We start from the raw sequence: 17,435 nt of genomic DNA on the forward strand, positions 1-17,435 counted from the left end.
GCGAACCACCGCGCCCGCATGCCTCCCCACCCGAAGCACTTCTGACAGAAGCCTGGAGCACTGAATCGATGGAGCCGCTCTCCCTGGAGGAAGCCGGACGTCGTTTCGGCCCCGGCCACCGCGACCCGTACAAGCTGCTCGGTGTCGTCGGAGCCGGACCGAAGGCGCTGGCGACGGCCGCCAAGAGCCAGGTACTGCGTGAACTGGGCTTCGACGCACCGCGCGTGGTGGTCGTGGAAGCCCATGACGTGGGCGCCAACTGGACGGCGACCGGCGGGCGCACCAACGGCCGCCCCCGGCTCTCCACCAGCCCCGAGAAGGACCTCGGATTCCCCTACGCGTCCGATGTGTACGGACCGCTGACGACCGAGGTCAACGCCCGGATGCAGCGGTTCAGTTGGGCCGGCTATCTGGTCTCCCGCGGCGAGTACGCCACCTGGGTCGACAGCGGCCGGCCCAGCCCCCGCCACTCCACCTGGGCCGGCTATCTGCGCTGGGCGGCCGACCGGATGGACTTCCCGCTGGTACGCGGTCTGGTGTCCGGTCTGGAGATCGCCGGCGACCGGTGGGAGGTCACCGTCGACGGCCCCGAAGGCGAGGCGACCAGGCTCTACCTGGACCAGATGATGATCAGCGGCCCGGGTCCGCACGACGGCCTGCTCCCCGGTGACGCCACCCGCAGCGTGGAGGAGTTCTGGCGGCTGGGTCTGGACACGGACGCCGTCGAGCCGAGCGTGGCCGTGGTCGGCGGCGGCGAGACCGCCGCGACGATCGTGGAGTACCTGACGCACCAGCACGCGGGACCCACCACGGTGATCAGCCCGCAGCCGGTGGTCTACAGCCGCGGCGAGGGCTACTTCGAGAACGCCCTCTACTCCAGCCCGGAGCGCTGGCGCGAACTGTCCGAGCGGGACCGCAGGGACGTCATCGCGCGGACCGACCGCGGGGTGTTCTCGCCCCGGGCGATCGGGGCGATCACCACCGACGCCCGGGTGGAGCACCAGCAGGGCACGGTGGTCTCCCTGGACCGCGTCGGCGACCAGACCGAGCTGGTGCTGAGCAACCCCGGCCGCGCCGACCGGGTCCTGCGGTTCGATGTCGTCATCGACGCCACGGGCGCCCGCCCCGACTGGTTCCTCGACCTGTTCGGCACCCTCGCGCGCAAGGCGCTGTACCGGGCGGTCGGCGACGGAACCGACGGGGTCCGGGCGCTGGAGCGGCGGATCGGCGAGGACCTCGCCCTCGACGGGATCAGCCCCCGGCTGCTGCTGCCGACCCTCGCCGGATACGAGCAGGGACCGGGCTTCGCCAACCTCAGCTCGCTGGGGCTGCTCTCCGACCGGGTGCTGGGCGCGACCCGGGAGGGGAAGGCGGTCGCGGCCGTCCACGGGCGGGGCGCGGCGGCACCGGCCCCGGTCGCGGGAGTGTTCGAGGGACCGGAGCGTACGGCCGTCGCCGCGACGGCGCTCCGCGGCGGTGAGGCATGAACGACCGCACGACACGCGGTGACATCGCCGTCGTCGGGCTCGCCTGCCGGGTGCCGGGCGCCGGAACCCCCGGGGAGCTGTGGCGGCTGCTGCTCGACGGCCGGCGCGCCGCCGGGCGGGCGCCAGGCGACCGGTTCGACCGGGGCGCGATCCCGGCCGGATCGTGGCGGCAGGCCGTGCACGGTTCGTACGCGGACGATGTGGCCCGCTTCGACGCCGCGCTGTTCGGCGTGTCCGAGCGCGAGGCGACGACGATGGACCCGCACCAGCGGTGGGCGCTGGAGCTGGGCTGGGCCGCCCTGGAGGACGCGGGGGAGGTGCCCGGGGCCCCGCGCGACACCGAGTTCGGCGTCTTCGTCGGCTCGATGGGCGCGGACTGGGCGATGGAACACGCGGCCGGTCGGCTGGCGCCCATCGGGCCGTCGTCCCTGACCGGTTGGTCGCCGTCGGTCATGGCCAACCGGATCAGCCATGTGTTCGGGCTGCGCGGTCCGAGCGTGGTCGTGGACACGGGCCAGTCCTCGTCGCTGGTCGCCGTCCACCAGGCGGTGCTCGCCCTGCGGGCGGGCGACTGCTCGGCGGCGCTGGTGGTCGGGGTCAACCTCAACCTCTCCACCGAGGCGGCCACGGCGACCGCCGCCTTCGGTGGGCAGTCACCCTCCGGATCGGCCACCCTCTTCGAGGACGGCGCGGACGGCTATGTCCGTGGCGAGGGCGGGGCGGCGGTCGTGCTCCGCCCGCTGGCCGACGCCGTACGGGCCGGGGACCGCGTCCACGCCGTCATCCGGGGCACCGCGGTCACCCACGGCGGCGGTACGGGCGCGGGCCCGGTCCGGGCGGTCCCGGCGGGCCCGCGCCGAGCCCCCGGACCGGACCTGGTGGTCCCCACGGCCGAGGGACAGGCGCGGGCGCTCCGGCGGGCGTGTGCCGTCGCCGGACTGGCGCCGGGCGACCTCGGGTTCGTGGAACTCCACGGCACCGGGACGGCGGTCGGCGACCGGGCGGAGGCCGGTGCCCTGCTGCGGGTGTTCGGTGGCTGTGTTGACGGCATCGGGGCGGGGGACGACGGTGCGGGCGAGGCCCCGGCCCTCGGTGACGGTGCCTCGGGTGACCGGGCGTTCGGTGATGGAGGCGCTGCCGCCGGTACGGGTGCCGGTGGTGCGGGCGGGGGCCTGGTTCTCGGTGGCCCGGCGGGCGGTGGCCGTGCTGACGGCATCGGGGCGGGGGGCGACGGTACGGGCGGTGGCCTGGTCCTCGGTGACGGTGCGTCGGGTGACCGGGTGTTCGGCGTCGGAGCCGCTACGGGTGCCGGTGGTGCGGGCGGTGGCCCGGCTGACGGTGGCTGTGCTGACGGCATCGGGGCGGGGGGTGGCGGTGCGGGCGGTGGCCTGGTCCTCGGTGACGGTGCGTCGGGTGACCGGGCGTTCGGCGTCGGAGGCGCTGCCGGTGGTGCGGGCGGTACGGCGCGGCTGCTGGTGGGTTCGATCAAGACGAGCACCGGCCATCTGGAGGGGGCGGCCGGTCTGCTCGGGCTGGTGAAGGCGGTACTGGTCGCCCGGCACGGTGTCGTACCGGGCACCGCCGGGCATCTCGGCGGGGCGCTCGCGGACCGGCTCGCCGCCGCGGGCATCGACGTGCCGGCGCGGGCGGTCCCGCTGCGCGACGGCGCCGCGGTCGGCGTCAGCGCGGTGGGCATGGGCGGCACCAACTGCCATGTGGTGCTCTCCCCGTACCAGCCGGACGCGGTCACCGAACCGATCGACGGGCAGGACGCGTCGGCCGGGGGAGCGCCCCTGCCCGTACCCGTACTGCTTTCCGCCGAGAGCGAGGAGTCGCTCCGGCTGACGGCGGCGGCGCTGGCCGAGTGGGCGGGCACGCAGGACACCGCTCAGGCGTCGGGCCCACCCGCCGCCGTCGCCCGTACCCTCGCCACCCGAAGGGCCCGGCTGTCGGTGCGCCGTGGCTTCACCGCCCGTGACACGGACGAGCTGCGCGCACGGCTGCGCACCATCGCCGACGGCGGCCGTGACCGGGCCGTCCCGCTCGGTTCGGGGCCGCGGGGCCGCACCGTGTTCCTCTTCCCCGGGCAGGGCAGCCAGCGCCCCGGCACCGGCGCGGCCCTCCACCGGCACCTCCCGTCCTTCGCACGGCACTTCGACGCGGTGGCGGCCGTCGCCGACCCCCTCATGGAACTGCCGCTGCACCGGGTCGCGTTCGACCCTCCCCCCACCGGCGACGGCGCCGACGCGCCGATACACGCCACCCAGTACACCCAGATCGCCCTGTTCGCCCTGGGCGTCGCCCTGTACGGCGGCGTATCGGACCTCGGCGTCGTCCCCGACGTGCTCCTCGGGCACTCGGTGGGCGAACTGGCCGCCGCGCACGTCTCCGGCGTCCTCTCGCTGCCCGACGCGGTCCGGCTCGTCCTCGCGCGGGGCGCGGCGATGGCCCAGGCCGACCCCGACGGGGTCATGGTGGCGGTGGAGGCGTCCGAGGACGAGGTCCGCACGGTCGTCGCCGGCCATCCGGGAACGACCGTCGCCGCCGTGAACGGACCGGCGGGCACCGTGCTGTCCGGCGACCGGCGGGCGACCCTCGCCTGTGCCCGGGTGCTGCGCGACCGCGGTCACCGCACCAAGGTCCTGAAGGTCGCCCACGCCTTCCACTCCCACCACATGGACCCGGTGCTGGCCGAGTTCCGCGCCGTCGCCGAGACCGTTGACCACGGCCGTCCCACCGTGCCCGTGCTGTCCAATGTGACCGGCGCCCTCGCCACCGGCGACGAACTGCGCACCGCGGACTACTGGGTGGATCACGTCCGGCACACCGTCCGCTTCGGCGACTGCCTGGAGCGACTCGCCGAATCGGGCACCTCGCTCTTCCTGGAACTCGGCCCCGGCGGGGCGCTGACCGCCATGGCACGCGCCGCCGTCCGCACCCCGGACGGTGCCGCTCCCGCCGCCGGTTCCCTGCTCGGGGACGGCTCCGACGAGTACGGGGCGTTCCTGGAGACCCTGGTGCTCGCCCACGTACAGGGTCAGGACATCGACTGGGCGCGACTGCCCGGCCTCGACCGGGGCCCGTGGGCGCCGCTGCCCACCCACCGCTTCACCGGGCGCCGGTACTGGCCGGGTACGGAGACCGCCGCCGCACCCACCCCGGCGCCCGCCGCACCCGCACGGCCCGGCGGCGATCCCCTCGGGCTCGTCCTGGCCACGGTCGCGGAGGTGCTGGGGGTGCGCCCCGCCCACGCGGTGGGGGCCACGGACACCCTCGCCGACCTCGGTATGACCTCGCTGCTCGGACTTGAGCTGCGGGCGGAACTCGCCGCGCGCACCGGGCGGGAGCTGCCGACGTCGCTCGTCTACGACCATCCGACGCCGGCCGCCCTCGCGGCCTTCCTGACCGGTCCCGACGAGACCCCCGTACCGGCGTCCGCCGAGCGCGCCGAGCGGCCCGGCACACCACCGACGGCGCCCGACGACGATCCGGTGGTGATCGCCGCCATGGCCTGCCGCTACCCCGGAGGTGTCTCCTCACCGGGGCAACTGTGGGAGCTGGCGCTCTCCGGCGGGGACGCGCTGGGCGGATTCCCCGAGGACCGCGGCCCCGCCTGGGCCGTGCCGGGCCCCTACCCCCGGTACGGCGGGTTCCTCGCGGACGTCGCCGGATTCGACGCGGCCCACTTCGGGATCTCCCCCCGGGAGGCCCGCGCCATGGACCCGCAGCAGCGCATCGCGCTGGAGCTGTGCTGGGAGGCGCTGGAACGGGCCGGCTGCGACCCCCGGTCGCTGCGCGGCCAGGAGGTCGGCGTCTTCCTCGGCGCCATGGCCGGGGACTACGCGACGGCCGCCCGGGACGCGGGCGACGACCTGGGCGGCCATGAGCTGACCGGTGCGTCGAACGCGGTCCTCTCCGGACGGGTCTCCTACCAACTGGGGCTCACCGGACCGGCGCTGACCGTGGACACCGCCTGCTCGTCATCGCTGGTCGCCGTCCATCTGGCCGCCGCCGCGCTCCGGCGCGGCGAATGCGAACTGGCGCTGGCCGGCGGGGTGACGGTGATGTCCACCCCGAAGATGTTCCAGGAGTTCCAGCGGCTGGGAGGGCTCTCCGCCGACGGCCGCTGCCGACCGTTCTCCGCGGCGGCCGACGGCACGGTGTGGAGCGAGGGCGCCGGTGTCGTCGTCGTGGCCCGCCGCTCCGAGGCGCGCCGCCGGGGGCTGCGGATCCTCGCGACCCTCCGGGGCAGCGCGGTCAACCAGGACGGCGCGAGCAACGGACTGACCGCGCCGAGCGGCACCGCCCAGCGCCGGGTGATCACCCGGGCGCTCGCCGACGCCGGCCTGACCGCCGGCGACGTCGACGTGGTGGAGGCGCACGGCACCGGCACGGTCCTCGGCGACTCGGTGGAGGCAGGGGCCGTCATCGACACCTACGGGGTACGGGACCGGGCCGCCGCGCCGCTGCTCATCGGCTCGCTCAAATCGGTCATCGGGCACACCCAGGCCGCGGCCGGGGTGGGCGGTCTGATCGCCATGGTCATGTCCCTGCGGGAGCAGCGGCTGCCGGCGACCCGCTACGCCGACGAGCCGACGCCGAAGGTCGAATGGCCGGAGAGCGTACGGCTGCTGGAGCGGTCGGCGGCCTGGCCGCGCGGCGGACGGGTGCGCCGGGCCGGGATCTCCTCGTTCGGCATGAGCGGCACCAACGCCCATCTGGTGATCGAGGAGCCGGCGCCACCGATCGGCGAGGGCGCGCTCCCGCGCCCCGAAGAGGCCCCTCCCGCCCTGCCGTTCGTGGTGTCGGCGGGGGACCGCGCCACCCTCCGGACCCAGTTGGAGCGGGTACGGACCGCCCTGGCGGGCGACCCGGACCGGCCGGGGCCGCCGCTGGCGGCCACCGCGCTGACCCTGGCGACCCGCCGCGCCGCGCTGCCGTACCGGGCGTCCGTCGTCGCGGGCGACCGGGCCGGTCTGCTCGCCGGGCTCGACGCCGCCCGGCGCGGCGAGGCCGCCGCCGGGGTGGCCTCCGGGGAGGCGCGCGGCGACTGCGCCGTGGCCTTCGTCTTCCCTGGCCAGGGCTCCCAGTGGTCCGGCATGGGGCGGCTGTTGCTGCGCGAGTCCCCGGTGTTCGCGGACACCGTCGCCGCCTGCGCGGACGCCTTCGCCCCGTACACCGACCTCTCGATCCCCGACCTCGTGACGGGTGCCGACGACGGCGGACGGCCACCGGGCCTCGAAGCCGTCCAGGTGTCGTTGTTCGTGACGATGGTCGGACTGGTGGAGCTGTGGCGTTCCCGGGGGGTGGTCCCGGATCTGGTGCTGGGGCACTCCCAGGGCGAGGTGGCCGCCGCCTACGCGGCGGGGGCGCTCGACCTCGGGGACGCCGCCCGCACGGTCGCCACCAGGGCGCGGCTGCTGTCCCGCCTCTCGGGCAGCGGCGCCATGGCGGTCATCGGGCTCGACGAGTCCGCGGCGCGCGCGGCACTCGCGGATTCCCCAGACGGTGCAGACGGTGCGGGCGGGGTGGCGGTCGCGGCCGTCAACGGCCCCGGCAGCACCGTGGTGTCCGGTCCGGTGGCGGCCGTCCGGGCGCTCGTCGACCGTCTGTCGGCGGCGGGGGTACGGACCGCGACCGTCGCCGTGGACTACGCCTCCCACTCCGCCATGGTCGAGCCCGTCGAGGCCGAGCTGACCGCCGCGCTGGCGGACATCTCCCCGCGTACGGCCCGTACACCGTTCTTCTCCACCACGCGGGCGGCCTGGCTCACGGGCACGGAACTGGACGCCGCCTACTGGTACGAGAACCTCCGCGGCGAGGTGCGGTTCGCCCGCTCGGTGGCGGCGGTGGCCGGTTCGCGGCGGACCGCGTTCATCGAGATCAGTCCGCACGAGGTGCTGACCTCGCCGATCACGGCCACCCTGGACGGGCTGGTGGACGGCGCGGACACGATCGTGCTGGGCAGTCTCCGGCGCGACCACGGGTCGTACCGCGACTTCCTCTCCTCGGTCTCGCTGGCCTGGACCCGGGGGATACCGGTCGGCTGGACGGCGGACACCTTCGGCGGGCCCGTCGCCGAACCGGTCGATCTGCCGCCCACCCCGTTCGCCCGCCGCCCGTTCTGGATCAGGCCCACGACGCGGGTCCCGGTGCCGCCCCTGACGGACGCGGATCCGCCCGAGCCGGCCCGTGGTGAGCAGGCCCCGCCGGCGCCGGCCGTCCGCCCGGACACGGCGGTGCTGGCGGCGGTGGCGGGGGTGCTCCACCTGGCCCCCGCCGAAGCCGGGGAGCGCGGGCACCACACCTTCACCGAGCTGGGACTCGACTCGCTCACCACGGTCGACCTGCGGCGGCGGCTGCGGGAGGCCCTCGGCCTGACCGTGCCGGTCCAGGTCTTCACCACCCACGACACCCCGCTCGCACTGACCAGATGGGTGGCGCGGGCACTGAACACGACACCCGGTGACCCCCCGGAGGCCAGCACGCCGCCCGACCCCACCGAGACGAACACACCCCACCACGGCGCCCCCGGCAGACACCCCGAGATCCGGGCGAGCACCGGGGCGAACACCGCAGCGACGACGCGGGCCACCGAGACAGAGATCGACGAGGAGTACGGCGATGAGTGAACAGGGCCGGCGCCGGAGCGCCTTCACCGAGGGCGACGCCGCCTTCACGGACACCCTGTTGCCGGGTCTGCTGACCGGGCTCGACGGCCACCCGCTGATGGAGCTGGAGGGCGCCGACAGCCCGGCGCTCGGCCTGTTCCGCGCGGCGCGGGGGCCGGGGCTGTTGATCCCCCGGCGCCACGGCGGCCTCGGTCTCGACTGCCGTGCCGCCCTGCGGGTCCAGTCCGCGCTGGCGACGGTCTCCCCGTCGCTCGGCGTGGGCACGATGATGCACCACCTCGCGGTGGTGTCGTTCGTGGAGTACCTGCGCGTCCATGTCGGCGACGACGCCCCCCAGTGGGCGCTGCTGGCGTCGGTGGCACGGCGCGACCTCCTCCTCGCCTCGGCGTCGTCGGAGGCCCGCCGGGGCTCGGACGCCCTGGTCCCGCGCACCACCGCCACCGCCCGCGAGGACGGCGGCTATGTCCTCGACGGCTCGAAGAAGCCGTGCAGCCTGGCCAAGTCCATGGACATCCTGACCAGCAGTGTGCTGGTGCGGTCCGATGACGAGCGGGACGGGACGGTGGCCCTCGCCGTCGTCCCGGCGTCGATCGCGGGGGTCGGAGTGCGCCCGTTCTGGCGCAGCCCGGTCCTCGCCGCGGCGGAGAGCGAGGAGGTCGTCCTCGACCAGGTCAACGTCCCCGCGGAGATGGTGGTCCCCGGCGGTCGCCCCGAACGGGGCATGGACGAACTGCAGATACGCGCCTGGACCTGGTTCGAGGTACTGGCCTGCGGCACCTATCTGGGCACCGCGCAGTCGCTCTTCGACCGGGCGGCGCACGCGCCCCGGGTGGACCGGCGCGCGCTCGGCGAACTCGCCGCCGAACTGTTCGTGTGCCGCAGCGCCTGTGAGCGCGCCGCGGCCACGTTCGACGCGGGCGGCGCGGCGGAGACCGCCATGACCGAGGCGCTGCTGGCCCGGCTGTTCGTCGAGGAGCGGCTGCCCGACCTGTGCGCCCGGCTGGCCCGGCTGCTCGGCGGGCTCGCCTTCGTCACCGGACCCGAGGTGGCGTATCTGCTCTCCGCCTCCCGGGCGCTGGCCTTCCATCCCCCGCGCGGGGTCTCCAGCGCCGAGACGCTGGGCGGCCGGTTCGCCGGCGGCCCGCTCGATCTCTCGATCTTCTGAGGAGCACGTTCGTGTCACGTCATCGTATGAAGGCGGTCTGAGTAATGGGGACACCGATGGCCCATATCGTGCTGCGGGTGCGGGGCACCGCACCCGCGCGGCGGTGGGTGGCGGCGGCCGGGACCGCCGCGCCGTCCGGCACCGCCGGGACGGTGGATCTCACCGACCGCGGGGAGGCCGCCGCGCTCGCCGCGTTCCGTGAGGTCCAGGCCGCGCAGTGGCATGACGTCCTCGCCGGGGACGGCGGCTGGACGGTACGGGTGGTCCGACTGCCCGCGCCCGACGACGGCCGGGGCGCCCTCCACCTCGTCTCGGTGGCGGCACCACGGGCGGGCGGCGCCGCCCGCCCGTACGACATCGCGCGGGAACTGTGCGCCCGGGTGGCGCTGCCCGCCGACTCTCCGGACGCGACCGGTCCACTCTCCGTCGCGCCGCACACCGCAGCCGGAAGGGAGGCCGTCCGCCATCCGGCGCGCCGGCGCGTCGAGGTGACGCCGTCGGCCGCGGTGCCGGAGTCGGAGGTCACCGCCTGGCTGCGGGCGCTGCTGCCGGGGGTCACCCCCGGCGAGGTGGTGACCGCGCCGGACTCCCTGGACGCGACCGGGGTCACCGTCGCGCCGGACCCGACGGGCGGCTCCCTGCTGCTCGACCGGCCCTGGGTGTGGGGGATACCCGCCGACGCCGCCGGACCGGAGGCCGATGTGATCATCACCGAGCACAGCGAGGACCCCCGGAACGCCTTCCCGCTGGCCGTCGAACGGCGCGCCGACGGGACGCTCGTGGTCGACCACGACACCCGGTCCGTCGCCCCGGCCGACCTCGAGCGCTTCGTGGACCGGCTGGTCCGCGGGGAGTGGCCGCCCGCACCGGAGACCACCCCGCTGCCGGAGCGCATCGCCCGCCGGTTCGCCCGTACCCCCGACGCCCCCGCCGTGCTCGCCGGGGACACCGTCGTCGACTACCGGGCGTTGGACGAACGCTCCGCGGCCATCGCCGGGCTGCTGCGCGCCCACGGCTGCGGCCGGGGCAGCACCATCGGCATCGCCCTGCCACGGTCGGTCGACGCCATCGCGGCGATCGTCGCCGTGCTGCGGGTGGGCGGGGCCTATCTGCCGCTGGACATCGCCTATCCGCGGCAGCGGCTGGCCTTCATGGCCGCCGACTCGGGCGTGGACACGGTCATCGGCGACCGGACCACCCTCGCGCCCTACACGGAGACCGGCGCGGCCATCGACATCGCGGACGCGGCCGGACCGGGGGACCCGCACTGGGCGGGTACGGGCGCCGACGACGCGCTCTACGTGCTCTACACCTCCGGCTCCACGGGCACGCCCAAGGCCGTGGTGCACACGGTCGGCGCTATCGGCAACCTGGTGGACTGGCACACCCGGACCGCCACCGCCGAGACCCGACCGCGGGTCCTCCAGTTCGCCAGCCTCAACTTCGACGTCGCGAGCCAGGAGATCCTGACCGCGCTCGCCGCCGGCAAATGCCTGGTGCTCCCGCGCGACGAGGAGCGCACCGACCCCGAGGCGCTGGTCGCGCTGCTGGCCCGGCAGGAGATCACCGAGTTCTTCTGCCCACAGGTGATGCTCCAGGAGATGTGCCGGGCCGCCGGTGAGACCGGAACCGCGCTCCCGGCCCTGCGCCATGTCTTCCAGTCGGGCGAACCGCTGGTCATGAACGACTGGATCGGCCGCTTCCTCGACGCGCACCCGCGCGCCACCCTGCACAACCACTACGGACCGACCGAGACGCACGTCATCACGGCCTACCCACTGCCCCAGCGGGGGCGGGGGCACGCCAGGGGCCCGGTCGCGCTCGGACCGCTGCTGGACACCTGCCGGGCGTACGTCCTCGATCCGCTGCTGCGGCCGGTGGAGCCGGGCGAGGTCGGCGAGTTGTACGCGGCGGAACCGCAGCTCTCCCGCGGCTATCTGCGCCGGCCGGGGCTGACGGCGGAGCGCTTCGTCGCCGACCCCTTCGGCGCGCCGGGCGACCGGATGTACCGGACGGGTGACCTGGTGCGGCTGCTGCCCGGCGGCGCGCTCGCCTATGTGACCCGCGCCGACGCGCAGACGAAGATCCGGGGCCACCGGGTCGAGCCGGACGAGATCACCGCGCGCCTGCTGGACGAGGCCGAGGTCGCCAACGCGGCGACGGTCACCCGGCAGGACGCCTCCGGCGCCAACGCCCTCGTGGCGTACGTCGTGCCGCGCCCCACCGCCGGGGACGGTCTCGCCGCCCGGCTGCGGCGGCAGCTCGGCGCGGCACTGCCCGACTACATGGTGCCCTCGTCGGTGATCCTCCTGGCCGCCCTGCCCCTGACCCCCAGCGGCAAGGTGGACAAGGCCGCCCTGCCGGACCACACCGCCGCGCCCGCTGCGGGGGCCGTCGGTCGGCACCGGACCGGCCCCCACGCCGAACTGGCCGCGGTCTGGACCGAAGTGCTCGGGGTCGCCGAGGTCGCCGACGAGGACGACTTCTTCCAGGTCGGCGGCTCCTCCCTCACCGCGATCAAGGTCGTATCGGCGGTCCGGCGCCGGCTGGGCGTCCGGCTGAACGTGCCCGACGTCGCCGAACACTCCCGCTTCGACGCGCTCGCGGCCCTGGTCGCCTCCCGGGTCTCGGTGGCCGAATCCCCGGACGGGGAACTGGCCCTGGTGCGTCGGCCGTCCGAGCGGTACGAGCCCTTCGAACTCCTCGACCAGCAGCAGGCTTATCTGATCGGACGCGGCGGCGATATCGAGGGCGGCGGGGTGGCCTGCCACCTCTACCTGGAGTACGAGGGAGTGGCGGCGCGCCCCGCGGCCGACCGGGAAGGCCCCGGCATCCGGATCGAGGAGGTCCAGGACGCGCTGCGGCGGCTGATCGACCGGCACGACATGCTGCGGACGGTCTTCGACGAACAGACCATGACCCAGCGCGTGCTGCCCGCCGCGGACGTCCCCCCGTACGTCTGCGAGGTGGTGGACGCGGTGGCCGATCCGGGCGCGGCGGCGGCCGTCCGTGACCGGCTCTCCCACGAGAGCCGCCCGCCGGGCCTCTTCCCCCTGTTCAGCGTGGTGTTCGTACGGCTGCCGGGAGACGCACTGCGGATGTGCGTCTCCATCGACGCCCTCCTCGCGGACGCCCGCGGCATTCAAGTGATCTTCGACGACTGGTCCGCCGCGCTCCGCGGACCGCTGGACCCCGCCCCCGACGCGCCCACCTTCCGGGAGTACGTCGCGGCGGTGGCCCGACTGCGCGAGCGGCCCGAGTTCCAGCGGGCGGCCGACTACTGGCGGGACCGGATCGACACGCTGCCCGGCGGACCGCGGCTGCCGCTCCTGCGGGACCCGGCCGCCGTGACCGCGCCGGTCTTCGTCAACCGGCGCCACACCCTCGCGCCCGAACGCTGGGAGCGGATCCGCAGCGACGCGGCCCACCGGGGGCTCACCCCCACGGCGGTCGTGCTCGCCGCCTACGCCTGGGCCCTCGCCCAGTGGTCGGACGAGCCCCGCTTCCTGCTCAATGTGCCCGGGATGAGCCGCTATCCGGTCCACCCCGACATCGACGACATCGTCGGCGAGTGCGCCTCCTTCACCCTGCTTGAGGTGGACACCGCCGAGGTCGGCACCTTTGACCACCTGGTGGCGCGGCTCCAGCAGCGGCTGCTCACCGATCTGGACCACCGCCAGTTCAGCGGCATGGACGTCACCCGGGAGCTGATCCGCCGCAACGGCGGCGTCACCGAGGCGCTCGCGCCGGTGGTGATGACGAGCGAACTCGGCGTCGGCGACGGCGTGGACGCGATCTTCGACGGGCGGCTGCGGGAGACCTACGCCCTCAGCCAGACCCCCCAGGTCTGGATGGACCTGCTGCTCCGCGAGCGGGACGGCGCCCTGGTGATCAACTGGGACGTGGTGGAGGAACTCTTCCCGGCCGCCGTCGTGGACGGGGTGTTCCGCCTCCTCGTGGCCCAGTTGGAGGCCCTCGCCGACGCCGCGTCGTCCTGGTCGGCGCCCCCGGTGGCGGCGGTCACCGGAGCGGTCGCCCGGGAGCGCGGCGAGAGCCCCGCACGCACCGCGCGGGGCCGCTGGCCGCACACGGTGATCCGGGAACAGGCCCTCCGGGACGCCGACGCCCCCGCGCTGGTGGACGGCGAGACCACCGTCACCCGCGGTGAACTGGCCGCGGCGGTCCGCGCCGTCGCACTGGCCGTGACCGACGCGCTCACCGCCACCGCCGAGGTGCCGGCGACCATCGAGGCGCTCACCGCCACCACGACGACCGAGGTGCCGGCCACCGCCGAGGCGCTCACCGCCACCGCCGAAGCGCCGGCGACCACCGAGGTGCCGGCAACCACCGAAGCACCGGCCGTGACCGGGACGGCCGACGCGCCGGTGGCGGTCCTGGTGGAGCGCGGCTGGCGCCAGTACGCGGCCTGTCTCGGCGTGCTGGAGGCCGGCCGGGCGTATCTGCCGCTCGACACCGAGGCACCGCCCGAGCGGATCGCCACCGTCCTGCGCCGGGCCGGCGTCAGCGTGGTGCTGACGGACAAGGAGACCCGCGCACTCGCGCCGGACGCCGGCTGGCCCGGCGTGACCTGCGTCGACGTCTCCCCGCTGGTGCCCGGGGCGGCCGGGCTGCCCTGGCGCGACCCCTGGCCCGCCGCGCCCTCCGAACGGTCCGGATCCGCCTGGGCGTATGTGCTCTTCACCTCGGGTTCCACCGGCGAACCCAAGGGCGTGCCGGTCACCCTCGACGGACTCGCCAACTGTGTCGAGCACACCATCGACCGCTTCGGCCTCACCGAGAGCGACACCTCCCTGGCGGTGGCCTCGCTCCACCACGACCTGTCGCTGTTCGACCTGTTCGTGGTGCTCGGCGCCGGCGGCACCGTCGTCCTGGCCGGGCGCGGCTGCGCGGCCGACGCGCAGGAGTGGGCGCGTGCCGTCACCCGTCACACGGTCACCGCCGTGTGCGCGGCCCCGGCCGTGGTGGAGATGCTGCTCGACGGGGTCGGCGGCGCGGGCGCCCCCGGACTGCCGTCGCTGCGATGGGTGCTGACCGGGGGCGACTGGGTGCCGCTGCCGCTGCTGGACCGGCTGCGGACGGCCGCCCCGGCGGTCCGGCCGGTGAGCATCGGCGGCCCCACCGAGACCACCGGCTGGAACATCGTCCACGAGGTGGACGGAGCGGACGCCGTCGGCGCCGACTGGGCGACCGTCCCGTACGGCCGGCCGATCCCCGCCACGTACTACCGGGTGGTGGACGGCGACTTCCGGGACCGGCCGGCGTGGGCCAGCGGCGAACTCGTGGTCGCGGGCGTGGGCGTGACCCCCGGCTACCTCACCGCCGACGGGCTCTCCCGGACCCGCCACCACACGGACCCGGACACCGGGGAGGTGTTCTTCCGCACGGGTGACCTCGGACGGTTCCGGGACGGGCTCATCGAGTTCATCGGCCGCGCCGACGACCAGGTGCAGATCCGCGGCCACCGGGTGGAACCGGGCGAGGTCACGGCCTTCCTCAACGGCGTCCCCGGCGTGCGCCGCTCCGCCGCGCTCCCGGTGCCCGGCCCCGTGCACGGCACGGTGCGCGCACTCGTCGCCTTCGTCGTGCTGGCCGACGGCGTCGATCCGGTGACCGTACGGGAGGCCGCGATGGAGGGACTGCCGCCCGCCCTGCGCCCCCAGCGCCTGATCGTCGTCGACACCCTGCCCACCAGCCGCAACGGCAAGGTGGACCGGGCCGCGCTGCTGCGCGCGTACGAGCACGAGCACAGTGAGCCCGACGGCGCCGACGCGGGGGCGGACGAGCACCGGACCGCGCCCGGCAGCGCGCTGGAGTGGCTGGTGTGCGAGGTGTGGAGCCGCCGCCTGGAGGTGGAACGGGTCCTGCCCGACGACAACTTCTTCCTGCTCGGCGGCGATTCCCTGATCGTCTCGCGGGTGGTGCTGGACCTGCGGGAGATCCTGACCGGCGCCCGGATCCGGCCCGGCGGGATCTTCTCCACCCGCAGCGCGGCCGAATTCGCGGCCCTGCTCCACGGCACGGAGACGGACGGCGCCCGGCTGGAGGAGATCGCCGGGCTCTACCGGGAGGTCTCCGAGTTGAGCGACGACGAACTGGACGCCTATCTGGACGGCGAGGACGACGATGACGAGTGAACCGCCCGTGGAGCGGCGGCCGTCCACCGGGAGTACGGGTGCGGCCCGCGACCGGTGCGCCCTGATCACCGGGGCCAGCTCGGGCCTGGGCGCCGCCTTCGCGGACCGCGTCGCCCGGCAGGGGTACTCCCTCGTGCTCGTCGCCCGGGACGTGGCCCGGCTGTCGACGGTCGCGGACGAGGTGACCAGGCGGTACGGCGTCCGCTGCACGGTGCTGCCCGCCGACCTGACCTCCGCGGCCGACCGGCGCGAAGTGGTCGCCCGCATCGAGGACGGGGTCGACATCCTGGTCAACGCGGCCGGGTTCGGGCTCTCGGGCGCCTTCTGGTCGGTGGACCGGACCGAGCTGGCCGACCAGCTCGCGGTGAACGTCACCAGCACCCAGGAGTTCACCCACGCCGCCGTCGCCGTGATGCTGGCAGGCGACGGCGGGACGGTCGTCAACCTCTCCTCCATCACCGGCCTGGTGCCGGGACGGGGATCGACCTACGCCGCATCCAAGGCATGGGTCCTGTACTTCTCGCAGGGGCTGAGCCACGCCCTGCGCGGCACGAACACCCGAGTGATGGTCCTCGCCCCGGGGTTCGTGCGCACCGAGTTCCACGCACGGGCGGGCATCGACGTGCACACGGTCGGCGACGGATGGTGGCTGGAGCCGCACGAAGTGGTCGACCGCTGCCTCGCGGACATCGCGAGGGGAAAGACGTTCTCGCTGCCCGGACTCCGCAACAAGGTGTTCATCGCCGCGGTCTCCCGGTTGCCGAGGGCGCTCGCCCAGCAGGTGAACCGAATGCTCGGTAACGCCGGCGCGCGAGCGTAGGACGAAGAGAAGAAACAGCGAAAGAAGAAGTCATGAGTAAGCGTCGTGTCCTTGTCGCAGCGGCCCTGATGGTGCCGCTGCTCCTCGGCGGCTGCGGAACATCGTCGGAGAAGGACGGTGCGAACGGCGGGGACAAGGTCTCCGGTGAGAAGACCAGCCGCACCATCACCCACGCGCTCGGCACCCTCTCCGTGCCGACCGCGCCCAAGTCCGTGATCGCGCTGGACGAGGTCGCCGGGCTCACCCTCGTCTCGTTCGGCATCAAGCCCAAGGCCGTCTACAACGCGAGCGCCCAGCCGCGCGCCCAGGAGATCCTCAAGGCCGAGGGCATCGAGGTCCGCCAGGTGACCGTGGGAACCGTGCCGTCCCTGGAGAAGCTCGCGGCCGACGCGCCCGACCTGCTGGTCGGCACCGGAGCGGCCGGGCCGGCGGGGGTCGGCTACAAGAAGCTCGTCACCCTGGCGCCGACGGTCGTGCTGCCCATCGAGGGCACCTGGCGCGACATCGTCACCAGGACGGCGGGCTACTTCGGCCAGGAGGAGACCGGCAAGCGGCAGATCGCCGCGACCGAGACGCTGCTGAAGAAGCCCGCGGAGGCCAACAAGGCCAAGCAGGGTGAGCGTTCGCTCTCCCTGCTCGGCAACTCCTTCGGGCAGAACAACTTCACCATGCCGCCGCACGTGCCCATCTCCACCCTCATCGCGGAGGCCGGCTTCACCCGGCCCGAGTTCCAGCGCCGTGAGGTCAAGGGCTACTCGGTGCCGCTGTCCTCGGAGTTCCTGCCCGAGCAGGACGCCGAACTCATCGTCATTCCCAAGGGCGCCTACTACGACCCGGCCGCGCTCCAGAAGCAGCCGACCTTCGCCCAGCTCAAGGGGAAGGTCGTCATCCCGGACGCCGACATCTGGTACGGCATGTCGGGATTCGCCTTCTACGGCTCGGCCCACGACCTGAACACGCTCGCCTCCGGAAAGGGTGAGCTGGCCTCGCAGTCGACCGTCCAGAAGGTCTGGCAGACCTACCTCGCGGAGACGAGGAAGTAGTCCCCGGCCGGGCGCGGGGGCCCCCCCCCCGGGGGCCCCCCCCCCGGGGGGGGGGGGCCCCCCGGGGGGGGGCCCCCCCCCCGGGGGGAACCCACCACCCCCACCCCGCGGGCGGAGTGGGGGGGGGGGGGGA

Annotated in this window: 6 protein-coding genes; all 6 read left to right on the forward strand. The window is 74.8% G+C overall.

Annotated elements, in window-relative coordinates:
- Positions 1-68: 68 nt before the first annotated feature.
- From ACH4S7_RS35570 to ACH4S7_RS35595, 6 genes are read left to right on the forward strand one after another with little or no spacing between them, the layout of a single operon-like run.
- Positions 69-1,487, forward strand: a complete 1,419-nt coding sequence (locus ACH4S7_RS35570) for a SidA/IucD/PvdA family monooxygenase (RefSeq protein WP_398525559.1) — start codon at positions 69-71, stop codon at positions 1,485-1,487.
- Complete coding sequence (locus ACH4S7_RS35575; RefSeq protein ID WP_398525560.1) at positions 1,484-8,119, forward strand: type I polyketide synthase; 6,636 nt, start codon at positions 1,484-1,486, stop codon at positions 8,117-8,119. Before ACH4S7_RS35570 ends, ACH4S7_RS35575 begins: the two co-directional genes overlap by 4 nt.
- A complete protein-coding gene (locus ACH4S7_RS35580) occupies positions 8,112-9,284 on the forward strand; it encodes an acyl-CoA dehydrogenase family protein (RefSeq protein WP_398525561.1) in 1,173 nt (390 codons plus the stop codon). Before ACH4S7_RS35575 ends, ACH4S7_RS35580 begins: the two co-directional genes overlap by 8 nt.
- A gap of 56 nt (positions 9,285-9,340) precedes the next feature.
- Positions 9,341-15,439 (forward strand): amino acid adenylation domain-containing protein, encoded by a 6,099-nt coding sequence (locus tag ACH4S7_RS35585; RefSeq protein WP_398525562.1) that lies wholly within the window; start codon positions 9,341-9,343, stop codon positions 15,437-15,439.
- Positions 15,429-16,259 carry an SDR family NAD(P)-dependent oxidoreductase gene (locus tag ACH4S7_RS35590; RefSeq protein ID WP_398525563.1) on the forward strand — a complete coding sequence of 277 codons (831 nt, stop codon included), beginning with the start codon at positions 15,429-15,431 and terminating at the stop codon, positions 16,257-16,259. The genes ACH4S7_RS35585 and ACH4S7_RS35590 overlap by 11 nt, the downstream gene beginning before the upstream one ends.
- A 32-nt stretch (positions 16,260-16,291) precedes the next feature.
- Positions 16,292-17,302: an ABC transporter substrate-binding protein gene (locus tag ACH4S7_RS35595; RefSeq protein WP_398525564.1), complete on the forward strand. Its 1,011-nt coding sequence runs from the start codon at positions 16,292-16,294 to the stop codon at positions 17,300-17,302.
- Positions 17,303-17,435: the final 133 nt, after the last annotated feature.

The sequence above is a fragment of the Streptomyces sp. NPDC020965 genome (assembly GCF_044333555.1).
Classification (GTDB): domain Bacteria; phylum Actinomycetota; class Actinomycetes; order Streptomycetales; family Streptomycetaceae; genus Streptomyces.

Coding starts and splice junctions, on each gene's coding strand:
- ACH4S7_RS35570 (WP_398525559.1), top strand. CDS start 69: ATGGAGCCGCTCTCCCTGGAGGAAGCCGGACGTCGTTTCGGCCCCGGC.
- ACH4S7_RS35575 (WP_398525560.1), top strand. CDS start 1,484: ATGAACGACCGCACGACACGCGGTGACATCGCCGTCGTCGGGCTCGCC.
- ACH4S7_RS35580 (WP_398525561.1), top strand. CDS start 8,112: ATGAGTGAACAGGGCCGGCGCCGGAGCGCCTTCACCGAGGGCGACGCC.
- ACH4S7_RS35585 (WP_398525562.1), top strand. CDS start 9,341: ATGGCCCATATCGTGCTGCGGGTGCGGGGCACCGCACCCGCGCGGCGG.
- ACH4S7_RS35590 (WP_398525563.1), top strand. CDS start 15,429: ATGACGAGTGAACCGCCCGTGGAGCGGCGGCCGTCCACCGGGAGTACG.
- ACH4S7_RS35595 (WP_398525564.1), top strand. CDS start 16,292: ATGAGTAAGCGTCGTGTCCTTGTCGCAGCGGCCCTGATGGTGCCGCTG.